Origin of the sequence: Ramlibacter algicola (assembly GCF_016641735.1) — a bacterium.
Lineage (GTDB): Bacteria > Pseudomonadota > Gammaproteobacteria > Burkholderiales > Burkholderiaceae_C > Ramlibacter > Ramlibacter algicola.
Window position 1 is genome coordinate 1,299,766 of record NZ_JAEDAO010000001.1, and the last position, 14,016, is coordinate 1,313,781.

Here is a 14,016-nt window from a genome sequence, read left to right on the forward strand (position 1 = left end):
ACAACTTCCGCTGTGTCAGGCGTGCGCCATCAGCTCCGACTTGCGCCGCTGCAGTTGCTGCGCGAGCGCGGCCAGGTCCAGTCCCTTGGCCTTGCGCGCCTCGGGGAACATCTTCTCGCGCTCGTCGTTGACGTGGTGCAGCACCGCGTCCTCGAGTTCCAGCATCAGCTTGTCGTCGACCTGCGCCTGCTCGATGCGGTGAACCAGGTCCATCGCCTCGCGATGCTCGTGCGTCGAGTGCTCCACGATCTGCTGGTCGCCGGTCGCCTGGCGGAACGCGGGGTAGAACACCTCTTCCTCGATCCGCGTGTGCACGGTGAGCTCCTGGCAGATCTGCGCGGCGAGCATGCGCTTGCGCGAGGCGTCGTGCGCGGCCTTGTACTGCTGGAACAGGCGCTCGACCTGCTTGTGGTCGTCGTCGAGCAGATCGATCGCGTCGTCGTTGGCGGGCATGGAAGGTCCTCTCGTGTTGGAAGGCTCCAACGCTACGCGGCACACAGTGCGCGATGCAGCCGCGCACACCGGAGCCTCGCGTAGTCGCTCGCCTACGGCGTGGCGCGAGCCGGCGCTGGCTCGGCCGCTTCGTACAACGGTTCGCTGTCCATCGACGGGGCCGACACGCCCGTGTCAGCCGCCGTGCCCGTCGCCGGCTCCTCGCGCACCAGCCCCGCCTGCCGCCAACGGCCGAGCCGGTAGTACGCGAAGGCGAGCGCCGCCGACATCGCCGCGGCGAGCGGGAAGCTCCACCAGATCGCGTCCGCGCCCCAGCGCTCGCGCATCAGCCAGGCGAACGGCACGCGCACGAGCAGCAGCGACACGACGAGGACCAGCAGCGGCGGCATCACCGCCCCGGCCGCGCGCACCACGCCGAACAACACGATCGTGATGCCGAACAGCACGAACGACCAGCACGCGACGTCGTTGATGTGCACCGCGATCGCGATCGCGGGGCTGCCGGCCGGCAGGAACAGGCCGAGCACAAGCCGGTCGGCGACATACAGCAGCGCCGCGAGCAGGCCCGTGAGCGCGAGGTTGAACGCCACCCCCGTGCCCGCGATCCGGCCGACGCGGTCCCAGCGATTGGCGCCGATGTTTTGCGCCGCCATCGACGACACCGCGGCGCCGATCGCCAGCGCCGGCATCTGCACATAGGTCCACAGCTGGGCGGCCACGCCGTACGCGGCCGCCGTCTCGACGCCGAACCCGTTCACCAGCCCCATCAGCGCCAGTGCCGCCGCGGAGATCACGATCATCTGCAGGCCCATCGGCACGCCCTTGACGACGATCGCGCGCAGCAGGGCGGGCCGCGGGCGGTAGTGCCGCAGTTCGTGGCGCCCGGGCAGCAGGGGATGGTGCCGGCGGTGCAGCAGCACGAGCAGCAACCCCAGGCTGGCCACCTGCGCGACAAGCGTGGACATCGCCGAGCCCGCGATGCCCATGGGCGGCACAGGACCCACGCCCCTGATCAGCAGCGGGTTGAGAGCGATGTCCAGCCCGACCGACACGGCCATGAAAAGGAACGGCGTGCGGGCATCGCCGGCGCCGCGCAGCACCGCCATCGTGAACGCGAAGGCGTTCATCACCGGCACCGCGATGAAGATCACGCGCAGGTACTGCACGCCGAAGTCGAACGCCGCCGCAGGCGTGCCCAGCGCATGCAGGATGAACGGCGTCAGCACCCCGCCCGCGATGGCCACCAGCGTCGACAGCGCCAGGAAGAACGTCGTGCCCGTGCCGACCACGCACTTGGCACGAGCGATGTCGCGGGCACCGACCGCCTGCCCGACGAGGATGGTCGCCGCCATGGCCATGCCGAACACCGACCCGAGCAGCAGGAACAGGACGAGATTCGCGTTCGACGTCGCGGTGAGCGCCGCTTCGCCGAGGAGGTTGCCGATCCAGATCGCGTTGACGGACCCGTTCAGCGACTGCAGCACGTTCGCGCCGAGCACCGGCAGCGCGAACGCAGCAAGGGTGCGGGGGATGGGGCCCTGGGTGAGATCGCGGGGCGCGGCGCGGGTGGTGGCCGAAGGACGCGGCATCCCGCGGCTGCTGGTCGTGGTGCGCATCAGCGCACGATGCGGCGGCACGCGAGCCCGCCGCGTCGGAAAACGCCGCGCCCACCGGGCGGACGCGGTGGCGTCAGTGGGTGATGGGCGCCACCTCGTCGGAGCCGCCGCCGAGCCCCAGCTTCTTGCGCAGCGAGGTCTCGTACTCCCAGTCCGCGGCGCAGTCGCTGTCGCAGAACAGGCGGTCCCCGAGGCCTTCGGTGTTGTCGCAGAAGTGGCACGCGCCGGTGGCCTTCAGCGTGCCGTAGCGGCGGCGTTGCGCGGCCAGCGCCTGCGTCAGGTACCGCTGCTCGGAATCGAACGCGAGATCGGCTTCGTCCATTGTTGCTCCCTGCCTGAAAGAGGAGCGCATCTTCTGGCCGGTGCATGGGGCCGGCAGTGCCGAGCTTGCGACACTCGCTGTAGGACGCCTGCCTCTGCCGCATGCGCTTCACGGCGGGTGCGATGCAGGAAAGAAGAAAGCCCCTGCCGCGGGGCGGCGGGGCCTTCGCTCCCACGCGGGGTCAACCCTTCACGCAGAGGACCTGCTTGAGCGTGTGCACGACGTCGACGAGCTCGGCCTGCGCGGCCATCACCGTGTCGATGTCCTTGTAGGCGCCGGGGATCTCGTCGAGCACCCCGGCGTCCTTGCGGCATTCCACGCCGCGGGTCTGCGACGCGAGCGCCTCCAGGTCGAACAGCCGCTTGGCGGCGCCGCGCGACATGCGGCGGCCCGCGCCGTGGCTGCACGAGCAGTACGCCAGCGGATTGCCCTTGCCGCGCACGATGTAGCTGCGCGTCCCCATCGAGCCCGGGATGATCCCGAGCTGGCCTTCGCGTGCGCTGACGGCGCCCTTGCGGGTGATCCACACCTTGGAGCCGAAGTGGTCCTCGACCGTCGCGTAGTTGTGGTGGCAGTTCACCACCTGCGTGGTCGCGGCGACTTCGGCGCCCAGCGTGTCGCGCAGCGCGTTCATCACGCGGAACAGCATCAGCTCGCGGTTGAGCGCAGCGTAGTCCTGTGCCCATTGCAGGGCCTCGACGTACTGCGCGAACTCCGGCGTGCCTTCGTTCAGCCAGGCGAGGTCCTTGTCGGGCAGGCCGATGCCGGCGCGGTGCGCGGCTTCGCGCGCCATGCCGATCGCGGCTTCACCGATCGTCTTGCCGATGTTGCGCGAGCCCGAGTGCAGCATCACCCACACCACGCCGCCCTCGTCGAGGCACAGTTCGATGAAGTGGTTGCCGCCGCCCAGCGTGCCCAGCTGGCGCCAGATGCGGCGCGCGTCGAGCCGCCCCAGGACCGCCAGGATGCCCAGCTGCTCGAAGCGCGAGTACAGCGCCTGCATGCGCGCACGCAGGTCGCGGCCGTGCGGGCCTTCGTTGGTCGGGTTCGGCTCCTTGGCGTGCAGGTCGAACCCGACCGGCACGGCAGCTTCGATCGTCGAGCGCACCTTGGCCAGGCTGTCGGGCAGCGCGTCGCCACGCAGTTCGGTGCGCACCGCGCACATGCCGCAGCCGATGTCGACGCCGACCGCGGCCGGGATGATTGCGCTGCGGGTCGGGATGACGGTGCCCACCGTCGCGCCCTTGCCGAGGTGCACGTCGGGCATCACCGCGACGTGGCCGGCCAGGATCGGCAGGCCCGCGATGTTGCGGATCTGCTGCATCGCGTCCCACTCGACCTCGACGCCTTCGGTCCAGGCCTGGACGTTCTTCATGAGTTCCATGGCGTTCTCATTGTGATTGTCTGAATGTCCGGATGTCATTTCGGCGAAAACCGGAATGACAGACCAGGAACGAGCGGCGCGTACACCAATTCAGTGCGAATGTTTCGCACGGCCGAGTCCACCGCGTGGGCCGACCCGCGGCAGGATGCCTGCATCGAACCCAAGGAGATCGCCGTGGACAGCAATCGTCGCGTCTTCCTCTTCCAAGTCATTGCCGGCGGCGCCGTGGCCGCGTCGAACGGCGCGCATGCGCAGCAGAAGGTCGACCCCAAGGACCCGCAGGCAGCCGCACTCGGCTACGTGGAGAACACCACCCAGGCGGACAAGAAGAAATTCCCGAAGCACGCGAACGACCAGAAGTGCAACGGATGCCAGCTGTATTCGGGTGCGGCGTCCGCCAAGGAAGGCCCGTGCGCGGTGTTCGGCGGCAAGCTCGTCGCCGCCGAAGGCTGGTGCAATTCGTGGGTGAAGAAGGCCTGAGCTGGTCGATCGCAGCTGATCGAACCGAGGCTTGCGCGGCTGGCTGCCGCGCGAGCCATCAGCTCATCACGCCGACCTGCCAGGGCACGAACTCGTGGTCGCCCAGGCCGAGCAGCTCGCTCTTGGAGCGCTCGCCCGACGCAGTGCGCAGGAACAGCTCGAAGATGCGCTGGCCCATCTCCTGCAGCGTGGCGGTGCCGTCGAGGATCTCGCCGCAGTTGATGTCCATGTCCTCCTCGAGGCGGCTGAACATCGGCGTGTTGGTCGCCAGCTTGATGCAAGGCGCCGGCTTGGAGCCGAACATCGAGCCGCGGCCGGTGGTGAACGCGATCAGGTTCGCGCCGCCGGCGATCTGCCCCGTGGCCGACACCGGGTCGAAGCCGGGCGTGTCCATGAACACGAAGCCCTTGGTGGTCACCGGCTCGGCGTAGCGGTACACGGCCATCAGCGGACCCGTGCCGCCCTTCATCGACGACCCGAGTGACTTCTCGAAGATGTTGGCCAGGCCGCCCATCTGGTTGCCGGGGCTCACCTTGCCGTTGATCTGCACGTCGCGGCCGACGGAGTACTCCTCCTTCCACCAGCGGATGCGCTCGACCAGCTTCTCGCCGACCTCGCGGCTGGCAGCGCGGCGCGTGAGCGTGTGCTCGACACCGTAGATCTCGGGCGTCTCCGACAGGATGCCGGTGCCGCCGTGGCGCGCGAGGATGTCGACAGCCGCGCCCAGCGCCGGGTTGGCGGTGATGGACGAGAAGCCATCGGAGCCACCGCACTGCAGGCCGACGGTCAGGTGGCTGGCCGACACGGTCTGGCGGCGCACCTTGTTCGCTTCGGGCAGCAGCGCCTTGACGGCTTCGACGCCTGCTTCGATGGTCTTGCGCGTGCCGCCCGTTTCCTGCATCACGAAGGTGTGCAGGTTGGGGCCGGCTTCCAGGCCCTGTTCTTCCATCAGGCCGCGCAGCTGGTTGCGCTCGCAGCCCAGGCCGATGACGAGCGCACCCGCCAGGTTGGGATGGCGCGCGTAGCCGGCCATCGTCCGGCGCAGCATCTGCATCGGCTCGCCGGTCATCTCCATGCCGCAGCCGATGCCGTGCGCGAAGGCGACGACACCGTCCACGTTCGGGTACTCGGCCAGCCGCTCGGGCGTGAACCACTCGGCGATCTTCTTGACCACCGTCGCCGAGCAGTTGACCGTCGCCAGGATGCCGATGAAGTTGCGCGTGCCCACGCGGCCGTCCGGGCGCACGTAGCCCTGGAAGGTGGCGCGCTCGTGCTCGGGCAGCAGCTGCACCGGCTTGTACTGGCTGGCGTGCGCGTAGTCGCGGTCGAACTCGCGGAACTCGGTGTTGTGGCTGTGGACCATCGTGCCGGGCTCGATGTCCGCGTTCGCGAAGCCGACGGTGACCGCGTACTTCAGGATCGGTTCGCCCTTGCGGATCGCGCGGGCGGCGATCTTGTAGCCGGCGGGCACCTGGCTGCGGGTGGTGAATCCTTCACTGTCCACGCGCAGGCCGATCGGCACGTCGACGCGCGCGACGACCACGTTGTCGTCGGCATGCAGGCGGATCACCGGCCCCTTCATCAGCTTCACGGGCGGCGCTTCGGCGACGGCGGTGGTGTTCATTCGGCTTCGACTCCTGGTTCCTCGACGATGGGGCCGGCTCAGCGCGTCGCCGGCAACGTGACGCCGGCGCGCTGCGCCCACGGGGCCAGCGCGTCCAGCACGGGCGCGGCAATCTCGACGCCCTGCGCGCGCTGCGCCGCCAGCAACTGCTGCGCGCGCTCGCCCGGCAGCCGCACCGGCGCGCCGTCGCGCACCGGCGGGTTCGCGCGGCACTGCTGCGCGATCCAGTCCATCTGCTCGCGCAGCGCGTCCTCGCCGTTGAAGAAGGCGGGGTCGAGCACCTGCACGAACACGGTGGCGCCCCAGCGCGCGCCGGGGTCCGAGCGGCCCTGGCCGGCGAGGCCCGCCGTGAACGCTTCCACCATCAGCGACAGCCCGTAGCCCTTGTGGCCGGTGTCGGTGCCACCGAGCGGCAGGATGGTGCCGGTGCGTGGCGCGACCAGCACCGCCGGGTCGTCGGTGGGCGCGCCGTGCTCGTCGATCAGCCAGGCGCCGGGCAGCTTGCGGCCTTCGCGCGCGAGCCGGCCGGTGAGCCCGTTGGTGGTGATGGACGTCGACACGTCGACCAGCACGGGCGCGCCGGTGGTCGGGATGCCGACGCCGATCGGGCTGGGCGAGAAGAGCGCCTTGGTGCCGCCGAACGGGGCGACGCTGCCGCCCGCGGGTGCCGAGGACATCAGCTGGAGCAGCAGGCCTTGTTCGGCGACCCGGCGCGCATACGGGGCGAGGGCGGCGATGTGGTGGCTGCGGCGGATGTTCACGATGCCCGTGCCGTGGGTCCGGGCGGAGCGCGTTGCGACGTCGATCGCGCGCAGCGTGAGCCACGGCCCCGGTAGCCGCTTGCCGTCCCAGGCCTGCACCACGCCGGCATCCGCCAGCACGTCCGGTTCGCCGGTGGCGGTCATGCGCCCGGCCTCCAGTTCGGCGAGGTACGTGGGCAGCAACTGCAGGCCGTGGGTGTCGTGGCCCAGGAGGTCGCCTTCGACGAGGACGCTGCCGACGGCGCCGGCCTTGTCGTCGTCGAGCCCGGCGTGGCGCAGGAGGAGGGTGGCGAAGCGTTCGAGCTCGGTCGCGTCGAATCGCGCGGGGCTGGCGGTCGTCATCGGGACACCGGCCGTGCGGGCGCCGGGGGGGCGCTCAATGCAGCGGCGCCTCGTCGTCCCGGCCAAGGACGTGTTCCAGCATGTGGGTGAGCGCCGCGGGGTCGACCGGCCGCACGAAGTAGGCGGCGGCGCCAGCGGCCAGGCCGGCGGCGCGGGACGGTTCCTCGACGTACACGGCGGACACGTGCACCACCGGCACGTTGGGCTCGCGCTCGCGGATCAGGCGGCAGACCTCGAAGCCATGCACGTCGGGCAGGTGCACGTCGAGCACGACGGCCGACACGTAGCCGGCGAGTTCCAGTGCCTGGGCGCCGGAGCGGGCTTCCACCGTACGAAAGCCGGCAGTGCGCAATGCATGGCTGATGGCATAGCGGCCGGCGTCGTTGTCGTCGACGACGAGGACACTGTGGTTGGCGCGCCATTGCATCCGGCCCATTATGGGGGCGGCTGGACCGAACGCGACCGGTCCGGTCGAGTTTGTCGGCACCGTCCTACAGACGGCCTCATCCGCGGCACGAAGAATCGATCCTTTCGTCCGAAAAAAGAGGAGAGAGGCTATGGCCCGAGAGAACGAGGCACTGGCGGCCCTGCTGGCGCAGGCGAGCGACCAGGTGATGAAAGACTGGCTGCAACAGGCCGGCGCGCAATCGGGCGGCAGCCTGCAATCCATGCAATCCGAAGCCGGGGAGCTCTTGCGCGCGGTGCGCTCGGGGCTGCAGGCCGGCGGATCGACCGAATCCCTGGACGGCCCCGCCTGGGCCGACCTCCGCGGCGCGCTCGAGGCGCTGTCCCGCTCGCGCGTGGCGCAGGGCCAGACGGCCGGCGACACCAGCGCGTTCGTGCTGGCGTTCAAGCGCCCGCTCTTCATGGGCATGCAGCGCGTGCATGCCAACGACCCGCAGCTGGCGATGGCCGCGATGTGGTCGTCGTCCCTGCTCGTGGACAACATGGCGCAGTGGACGGTGACGACCTACCAGCGCACGCGCGAGGAGATCATCCGCCGCCAGCAGCAGGAACTGCTGGAGCTGTCCACCCCGGTGATCAAGCTGTGGGACGGCGTGCTCGCCGTGCCGATGATCGGCACGCTCGATTCGCAGCGCACCCAGCTCGTGATGGAAGCGCTGCTGGAGCGCATCGTCGAGACCGGCGCCGAGCTGGCCATCATCGACATCACCGGCGTGCCGACCGTCGACACCCTGGTCGCGCAGCACCTGCTCAAGACCGTCAGCGCCATCCGCCTGATGGGCGCCGAATGCATCATCAGCGGCATCCGGCCGCAGATCGCGCAGACCATCGTGCACCTGGGCATCGACCTGCAGGGCATCGCGTCCAAGTCGAGCCTGGCCGACGCGCTGGCGATGGCGCTGGCGCAGACCGGCTACCGCATCACGCGCGACGGCGTCACTGAACGCAGGGCGCTCGCCAGCTGATGAACAAAATCCCGATCCTCCGCATGGGGGACACCCTCCTGGTGACGATCCAGGTGGACATGGAAGACCAGACGGCGCTCGCGCTGCAGGACGACCTGGCCGCCAAGATCTCCACCACCGGCGCGCACGGCGTGCTGATCGACATCTCCGCGCTGGAAATCGTCGACTCGTTCGTCGGCCGCATGCTGGCCGGCATCTCGGGCATCGCCCGCATCCTGGACGCCACCACCGTCGTCGTCGGCATGCAGCCAGCGGTGGCGATCACGCTGGTGGAGCTCGGCCTCTCCCTGGAAGGCGTGCGCACCGCGCTCGACGTCGAGCGCGGCATGGCCCTGCTGGCCAAGGCGCGCCGGGAGCGTGTCCTTGGCCGCTGAACCCAACGGCGAACTGCCGCTGCGCACCGAGGCGGACATCGTCGCCAGCCGGCAGGTGGTGCGCCAGCTCACCGTGGCGCTGAAGTTCTCCCTGGTCGACCAGACCAAGATGATCACGGCGGCCAGCGAGCTGTCGCGCAACACCGTCGTGCACGGTGGCGGCGGGCGCATGCGCTGGGCCACCATCGAGGACGGCCTGCGGCGCGGCCTGCGGCTGGACTTCGAGGACGAAGGGCCCGGCATCGCCGACGTCAACCTGGCGCTCACCGACGGCTGGACCTCCGGCGGCGGCATGGGCCTGGGGCTGCCGGGCAGCAAGCGTCTCGTGCACGAGTTCAGCCTGCGCTCGGAACCGGGCAAGGGCACGTGCGTGACCATCACCCGATGGAAGTGATCCGCAGCTCGCACCATTCGGCGTTCCCGATGGAGGACATCTCGCGGGTCGGCGAAGCGCGCCGGCACGCGGTCACGCTGGCCATGCGGGCCGGCTTCGACGAGGTCAAGACGGGCCAGCTGGCCATCGTGGTCACGGAGCTCGGCACCAACCTCATCCGCCACGCGCAGCGCGGCACGCTGCTGCTGGCCGTGCGCGAGCAGGCCGGCGAAGTGGAGGCGATCTCCATCGACCACGGCCCCGGGATGGCCGACATCGCGCGCAGCATGGGCGACGGCTTTTCGACCGGTGGGTCGCTGGGTGCCGGCCTCGGCACCGTGCGCCGCATGGCGCGCGACTTCGACCTGCATTCGTCCGTGCCGGGCGGCACGGTCATCGTGGCACGCCTGGCGCGCGAGGCTGGCCCCAAGGCGGCGGGAGCGCTCGAAGTCGGCGCCGTCTCGGTTCCCAAGACCGGCGAGCTGGTGTGCGGCGACGCCTGGGCCGCGGCGATGGCCGACCCTTCCGCCACGTTGGCGGTGGTCGACGGCCTGGGCCATGGCTTCGACGCGGCCGAAGCGTCGGCTGCCGCCATCGACGTGTTCGCGGCCGAGGCGGCGCGCGACGTGACGCAGATGCTGGAGAAGATGCACCTCCGCCTGCGCAGCACGCGCGGCGCGGCGGTGACGCTGCTGCGCGCCGATGCGTCCACGTCGCGCCTGCGCTCGTGCGGCGCGGGCAACGTGTCGGTGCGCGTGGTGTCCGGTGCCTACGACCGCAGCATGCTGATGCAGCACGGCACCGCCGGGCTGCAGATGCGCCGGCCCGAACCGATCGAGCAGGACTGGCCGCAGCACGCGATGATCATCGTGCACTCCGACGGCATCGGCACGCGCTGGGCGCCGGAGGTGGTGCTGCCGGTGCTCGGGCGCGACCCGACGCTCGCCGCGGCGCTGCTGTTCCGCGACCACTCGCGCGGCCGCGACGACGCGACCGTCGCCGTCCTGCGGCGCAGAATGTGAGCCATGGCCGACCTTGACGCCGAAGCACTGCGCCAGCAGCTGGAGTCGCTGCAGGCCGAACTCGACGAGACCAACCGCGGCGTCGTGGCGCTGTACGCGGAACTCGACGCCCAGGCCGAGCAGTTGCGCCAGGCCACCGAGCTCAAGAGCCGGTTCCTGGCCTACATGAGCCACGAGTTCCGCACGCCCATCAGCTCGATCCGCAGCCTCACGCGGCTGCTGCTGGACCGCGTCGACGGGCCGCTGACCAGCGAGCAGGAGAAGCAGGTCCTGTTCATCCAGCAGCAGGCCACCGAGTTCGCCGAAATGGTGGACGACCTGCTGGACCTGGCCAAGGTGGAGGCCGGCCGAGTCGAGATCTCGCCGGCGTGGTTCGAGATGGTCGACCTGTTCTCGGCCCTGCGCGGCATGTTCAAGCCGGTGCTGACGAACCCGGACGTGAACCTCGTGTTCGAGGAACCCGGGGACGTGCCCAAGCTGTACACCGACGACCGCAAGCTGTCGCAGGTGCTGCGCAACTTCATCTCCAACGCGCTGAAGTTCACGCACAAGGGCGAGGTGCGCGTGGCGGTGCGCCGCCACGGTGAGGGGCACGTCACCTTCAGCGTCACGGACACCGGCATCGGCATCGCGCCGGAGTACCAGCCCACGCTGTTCGAGGACTTCACGCAGGTCAACTCGCCGATGCAGAAGAAGCTGCGCGGCACCGGCCTGGGCCTGTCGTTGAGCAAGAAGCTGGCGGAGCTGCTGGGCGGCACCGTCAGCCTGGAGAGCGAGCCCGGCCACGGGTCGACGTTCAGCGTCACGATTCCTGCCGTCCTGCAAGGAGCCGCACCGCCGCCGCCATGATCGACGCGAAGGTGATCGCCGCGTCGATCGACCGCTCCGCGCACGAAGTGCTGGTGGTCGACGACAACCCCGCCACGCGCTACACCACCACGCGCGTGCTCGCCTCCGCCGGCTTCCGCACGCGCGAGGCGCAGAGCGGCGCCGGTGCGCTCGAGGAAGCCCAGCGCGGCGTCTCCGCCGTGGTGCTCGACGTGCACCTGCCCGACATGAGCGGGTTCGACGTCTGCCGCGAGTTGCGCGCCAACCCGCTGACCAGCGCGCTGCCGGTGGTCCATCTCTCCGCCGAGTTCACGCGCAACGAGGACCGCGTTGCGGGCCTCGAAGCCGGCGCCGATGCGTACCTGGTGCACCCGGTCGAGCCGGCCATCCTCGTGGCCACCTTGCAAGCGCTGGTGCGCGCACGGGTGGCGGAAGAAGGCCTGCGCCGCAGCGAGTCACGCCTGCGCGCCATCTACGACAACGCGCCGGTGGGCATCGCGGTGCTCGACACCGACGGGCACGTGCAGGACGCGAACCCCGCGATGCTGCAGTTGCTGGCCTGCCGCGCCGGCGACCTGATCGGGCACGCGCTGGCCGATCGCGCGCCGGCGGAGTGGCGCGACGAAGCGCAGCGCGAGATGACCGGCCACTCGGCGCAGCGCGGGGCGTGGGAAGGTCGCTTCCCGCTGCGGCGTGGCGACGGCGAGTCCATCCTGCTGGACTGGACGATGTCGGCCCACGTCGAACCGGGCTTGCGCATCGCGATCGCTGCCGACGCCTCGGAACGGGAGCAGCTCGAGGAGCGCCGGCGCGACCTGCTCGAGCGTGAACAGGCGGCGCGGGCCGTGGCCGAGCGCCACAGCCGCACCAAGGACGATTTCATCGCGGTGCTGTCGCACGAGCTGCGCACGCCGCTGAACGCGATCATCGGCTGGGTCGCCATCCTCATGCGCCGCCAGCCCACCCCCGAAGCCCAGCGCGGCCTGGAGGCGATCGAGCGCAACGTGAAGGCGCAGGCGCGCATCATCTCGGACATCCTGGACGTCTCGCGCATCAACTCCGGGAAGATGACGCTCGAGCGCGAGGAGGTCGACCCGGTGGACATCGTGTCTTCCGCGCTCGGCTCGCTGCGCCAGAGCATCGACGAGAAGCAGCTGCAGCTGAACGTCGACATCGACGACGGTTGGGGGCCGGCGTGGCTGGACTCGGCGCGCTACCAGCAGATCCTTTGGAACCTGATGACCAACGCCATCAAGTTCTCGCATCGCGGCGGCGCCATCGACGTCACGCTGCGCCGCGACGACGGGCTGCTGCGGCTGCAGGTGCGCGACTACGGCCAGGGCATCCGCGCCGAATTCCTCGAGCGGCTGTTCGACCGCTTCTCGCAGGCGCAGTCGCCGGGCAGCCGCGTTCACAGCGGCCTGGGCCTGGGCCTGTCGATCGTGCGCCAGCTGGCGGAACTGCACGGCGGCACGGTGGCGGCGGCGAGCGCAGGCCCGGGCCACGGAACGACGTTCACCGTCGACATCCCGGTCACGGTGCCGCGCGCGGAGGACGATCGCGCCGGCGTCGCCAGCGCGCCGGCGCCGCTCGCGGGCGACGAGCGCCCGCTGGAGGGCCTGACCGTGCTCGTCGTCGAGGACGATGCCGATGCCAGCGAGATGCTGTCGGTGGTGCTGGCGGACCGCGGCGCCAGCGTGCGCCTGGCCGGTGATTTCGAGAGCGCCGTGCAGTCGGCCCGCGCGGCCTGGCCCGATGTCCTCGTCAGCGACATCGGCCTGCCGCAGCGAGACGGCTACGACCTGTTGCGCGAGCTGCGGCAGATGCAGGTGTCGGTCGGCCGGGCGCCGCTGCCGGCTGTCGCCCTGACGGCCTTCGCGCGGCCCGAGGACCGTGAGCGCGCGCTCGAGGCCGGCTTCCACCAGCACCTGGCCAAGCCGCTGAACCCGCACGCGCTGGTCGTCGCCATCGCCGAGGCCGTGCAGGCTGCGCGCGGCGGCTAGGCTGCGCGCAGCACGACGTTCCCGACCGCCTCGCCGCGCTCGACGAGTTCGTGCGCGCGGGCGATTTCCGCCAGCGGCAGGCGAGCCGCGATGTTGTGTCGCAGGCGGCCGCGCGCCAGCAACTGCGTGAGCGTCCCGACGGCGCGCTCGCGATCCGTGGGCGCGAGGTGGTACACGATGAAGAACTTCAGCTGCAGGTTCTTCGCGATCAGCGGGAAGAACGGCAACTGCATCTGCGGCGCGCCGCTGCCGTAGACGACGCACTCGCCACCGGGCTTGAGCAATTCCAGGTTGGCGGCGGCATTGGCGGCGAGATCGAGTTCGATCACGCGGTCGACGCCGCGGCCGCCCGTGAGGTCCAGGACACGCCGGGCCAGCGGCTCGTCCTTGTACAGGACGACGTCATCGGCACCTGCCTCGCGCGCGAGGGCCGCCTTGGCCTCGGTGCTCACGGACGTGATCACGCGTGCGGCACCCAGCTGGCTGGCCATCTGCACGGCGTAGTGGCCCACCGCGCCGGCACCACCCGCCACGAGCACGGTCTTGCCCGCCACGCCGCCGTCCATCAACACCGCGTGCAGGGCCGTCAGCCCGGGAATGCCCATGCAGGCGCCGGTTTCATCGGCGACGCCTTCCGGCAGTGGCACGGCCTGCTCCTGCGGCAGGCACACGAACTCGCACGCGGTGCCGTGCGCGCGCCCCCAGGCGGCGTTCCAAAGCCACACCCGCTGCCCTACGCGCGAAGCCGGAACCTTCGCGCCGACTGCATCGACGACGCCCATGCCGTCGCTGTGCGGGATCACGCGCGGGAACGGCATGGCCGGATTGCGCAGCCCCGCGCGCGACTTGACGTCCGACGGGTTCACGCCGGACCAGAGCACGCGCACGCGCACTTCGCCGGCCGCGGGCTCGGGGGTGGGGAAGTCGGCGACCTGCAGCACCTCGCGGGCCGGGCCGGTGCGTTCGTAGAAGGCGGCTTGCATGCGGACCAGTGTAGGCGGCCC

Annotated in this window: 15 protein-coding genes; 7 read left to right on the forward strand and 8 right to left on the reverse strand. The window is 70.6% G+C overall.

Annotated elements, in window-relative coordinates; genetic code table 11:
- Positions 1–15: 15 nt before the first annotated feature.
- The 4 genes from I8E28_RS06335 to I8E28_RS06350 all read right to left on the reverse strand — a co-directional run bounded on the left by I8E28_RS06335 (position 16) and on the right by I8E28_RS06350 (position 3,775).
- Positions 16–453: a hemerythrin domain-containing protein gene (locus I8E28_RS06335; protein ID WP_200787151.1), complete on the reverse strand. Its 438-nt coding sequence runs from the start codon at positions 451–453 to the stop codon at positions 16–18.
- Between the two features lie 92 nt (positions 454–545).
- A complete protein-coding gene (locus I8E28_RS06340) occupies positions 546–2,069 on the reverse strand; it encodes an MATE family efflux transporter (RefSeq protein ID WP_338050734.1) in 1,524 nt (507 codons plus the stop codon).
- A gap of 73 nt (positions 2,070–2,142) precedes the next feature.
- A complete protein-coding gene (locus I8E28_RS06345) occupies positions 2,143–2,391 on the reverse strand; it encodes a hypothetical protein (protein ID WP_200787152.1) in 249 nt (82 codons plus the stop codon).
- Between the two features lie 181 nt (positions 2,392–2,572).
- Positions 2,573–3,775, reverse strand: a complete 1,203-nt coding sequence (locus I8E28_RS06350; RefSeq protein WP_200787153.1) for an RtcB family protein — start codon at positions 3,773–3,775, stop codon at positions 2,573–2,575.
- A gap of 99 nt (positions 3,776–3,874) precedes the next feature.
- Here I8E28_RS06350 and I8E28_RS06355 point away from each other — a divergent pair, with 99 nt between their 5' ends.
- Entirely contained in the window at positions 3,875–4,255 is a 381-nt protein-coding gene (locus tag I8E28_RS06355; RefSeq protein ID WP_200787154.1) for a high-potential iron-sulfur protein, read from the forward strand.
- A 58-nt stretch (positions 4,256–4,313) separates the two neighbouring features.
- Here the strand turns inward: I8E28_RS06355 and I8E28_RS06360 are convergent, their stop codons facing one another.
- The 3 genes from I8E28_RS06360 to I8E28_RS06370 are packed head-to-tail and all read right to left on the reverse strand — an operon-like array spanning position 4,314 to position 7,409.
- On the reverse strand, positions 4,314–5,879 hold the full coding sequence (locus I8E28_RS06360; protein WP_200787155.1) for a UxaA family hydrolase: 1,566 nt from the start codon (positions 5,877–5,879) through the stop codon (positions 4,314–4,316).
- Between the two features lie 38 nt (positions 5,880–5,917).
- Positions 5,918–6,982 carry an Ldh family oxidoreductase gene (locus I8E28_RS06365; protein ID WP_200787156.1) on the reverse strand — a complete coding sequence of 355 codons (1,065 nt, stop codon included), beginning with the start codon at positions 6,980–6,982 and terminating at the stop codon, positions 5,918–5,920.
- Between the two features lie 34 nt (positions 6,983–7,016).
- On the reverse strand, positions 7,017–7,409 hold the full coding sequence (locus tag I8E28_RS06370; protein ID WP_200787157.1) for a response regulator: 393 nt from the start codon (positions 7,407–7,409) through the stop codon (positions 7,017–7,019).
- A 130-nt stretch (positions 7,410–7,539) separates the two neighbouring features.
- On the opposite strand from I8E28_RS06370, the gene I8E28_RS06375 reads away from it, so the two are divergent.
- Genes I8E28_RS06375 through I8E28_RS06400 form a run of 6 tightly spaced genes read left to right on the forward strand, consistent with a single transcriptional unit; the run spans position 7,540 to position 13,012 of the window.
- On the forward strand, positions 7,540–8,412 hold the full coding sequence (locus I8E28_RS06375; RefSeq protein WP_200787158.1) for an STAS domain-containing protein: 873 nt from the start codon (positions 7,540–7,542) through the stop codon (positions 8,410–8,412).
- Positions 8,412–8,786, forward strand: coding sequence for an STAS domain-containing protein (locus I8E28_RS06380; protein ID WP_200787159.1), 375 nt, complete (start codon positions 8,412–8,414; stop codon positions 8,784–8,786). The genes I8E28_RS06375 and I8E28_RS06380 overlap by 1 nt, the downstream gene beginning before the upstream one ends.
- Positions 8,776–9,180, forward strand: a complete 405-nt coding sequence (locus tag I8E28_RS06385) for an anti-sigma regulatory factor (protein WP_200787160.1) — start codon at positions 8,776–8,778, stop codon at positions 9,178–9,180. The genes I8E28_RS06380 and I8E28_RS06385 overlap by 11 nt, the downstream gene beginning before the upstream one ends.
- Complete coding sequence (locus tag I8E28_RS06390) at positions 9,171–10,181, forward strand: ATP-binding SpoIIE family protein phosphatase (RefSeq protein ID WP_200787161.1); 1,011 nt, start codon at positions 9,171–9,173, stop codon at positions 10,179–10,181. The genes I8E28_RS06385 and I8E28_RS06390 overlap by 10 nt, the downstream gene beginning before the upstream one ends.
- 3 nt (positions 10,182–10,184) lie before the next feature.
- Positions 10,185–11,030, forward strand: coding sequence for a sensor histidine kinase (locus I8E28_RS06395; RefSeq protein WP_200787162.1), 846 nt, complete (start codon positions 10,185–10,187; stop codon positions 11,028–11,030).
- A complete protein-coding gene (locus I8E28_RS06400) occupies positions 11,027–13,012 on the forward strand; it encodes a hybrid sensor histidine kinase/response regulator (RefSeq protein WP_200787163.1) in 1,986 nt (661 codons plus the stop codon). The genes I8E28_RS06395 and I8E28_RS06400 overlap by 4 nt, the downstream gene beginning before the upstream one ends.
- Here the strand turns inward: I8E28_RS06400 and I8E28_RS06405 are convergent.
- Positions 13,009–13,995 carry an NADPH:quinone reductase gene (locus tag I8E28_RS06405; protein WP_200787164.1) on the reverse strand — a complete coding sequence of 329 codons (987 nt, stop codon included), beginning with the start codon at positions 13,993–13,995 and terminating at the stop codon, positions 13,009–13,011. The two genes, I8E28_RS06400 and I8E28_RS06405, sit on opposite strands and share 4 nt — an antisense overlap.
- Between the last annotated feature and the right edge of the window lie 21 nt (positions 13,996–14,016).

Excerpts from the sequence above, each read along its gene's own strand:
- I8E28_RS06335 (WP_200787151.1), bottom strand. The coding sequence starts at position 453 with ATGCCCGCCAACGACGACGCGATCGATCTGCTCGACGACGACCACAAG.
- I8E28_RS06340 (WP_338050734.1), bottom strand. The coding sequence starts at position 2,069 with ATGCGCACCACGACCAGCAGCCGCGGGATGCCGCGTCCTTCGGCCACC.
- I8E28_RS06345 (WP_200787152.1), bottom strand. The coding sequence starts at position 2,391 with ATGGACGAAGCCGATCTCGCGTTCGATTCCGAGCAGCGGTACCTGACG.
- I8E28_RS06350 (WP_200787153.1), bottom strand. The coding sequence starts at position 3,775 with ATGGAACTCATGAAGAACGTCCAGGCCTGGACCGAAGGCGTCGAGGTC.
- I8E28_RS06355 (WP_200787154.1), top strand. The coding sequence starts at position 3,875 with ATGTTTCGCACGGCCGAGTCCACCGCGTGGGCCGACCCGCGGCAGGAT.
- I8E28_RS06360 (WP_200787155.1), bottom strand. The coding sequence starts at position 5,879 with ATGAACACCACCGCCGTCGCCGAAGCGCCGCCCGTGAAGCTGATGAAG.
- I8E28_RS06365 (WP_200787156.1), bottom strand. The coding sequence starts at position 6,982 with ATGACGACCGCCAGCCCCGCGCGATTCGACGCGACCGAGCTCGAACGC.
- I8E28_RS06370 (WP_200787157.1), bottom strand. The coding sequence starts at position 7,409 with ATGCAATGGCGCGCCAACCACAGTGTCCTCGTCGTCGACGACAACGAC.
- I8E28_RS06375 (WP_200787158.1), top strand. The coding sequence starts at position 7,540 with ATGGCCCGAGAGAACGAGGCACTGGCGGCCCTGCTGGCGCAGGCGAGC.
- I8E28_RS06380 (WP_200787159.1), top strand. The coding sequence starts at position 8,412 with ATGAACAAAATCCCGATCCTCCGCATGGGGGACACCCTCCTGGTGACG.
- I8E28_RS06390 (WP_200787161.1), top strand. The coding sequence starts at position 9,171 with ATGGAAGTGATCCGCAGCTCGCACCATTCGGCGTTCCCGATGGAGGAC.
- I8E28_RS06395 (WP_200787162.1), top strand. The coding sequence starts at position 10,185 with ATGGCCGACCTTGACGCCGAAGCACTGCGCCAGCAGCTGGAGTCGCTG.
- I8E28_RS06400 (WP_200787163.1), top strand. The coding sequence starts at position 11,027 with ATGATCGACGCGAAGGTGATCGCCGCGTCGATCGACCGCTCCGCGCAC.
- I8E28_RS06405 (WP_200787164.1), bottom strand. The coding sequence starts at position 13,995 with ATGCAAGCCGCCTTCTACGAACGCACCGGCCCGGCCCGCGAGGTGCTG.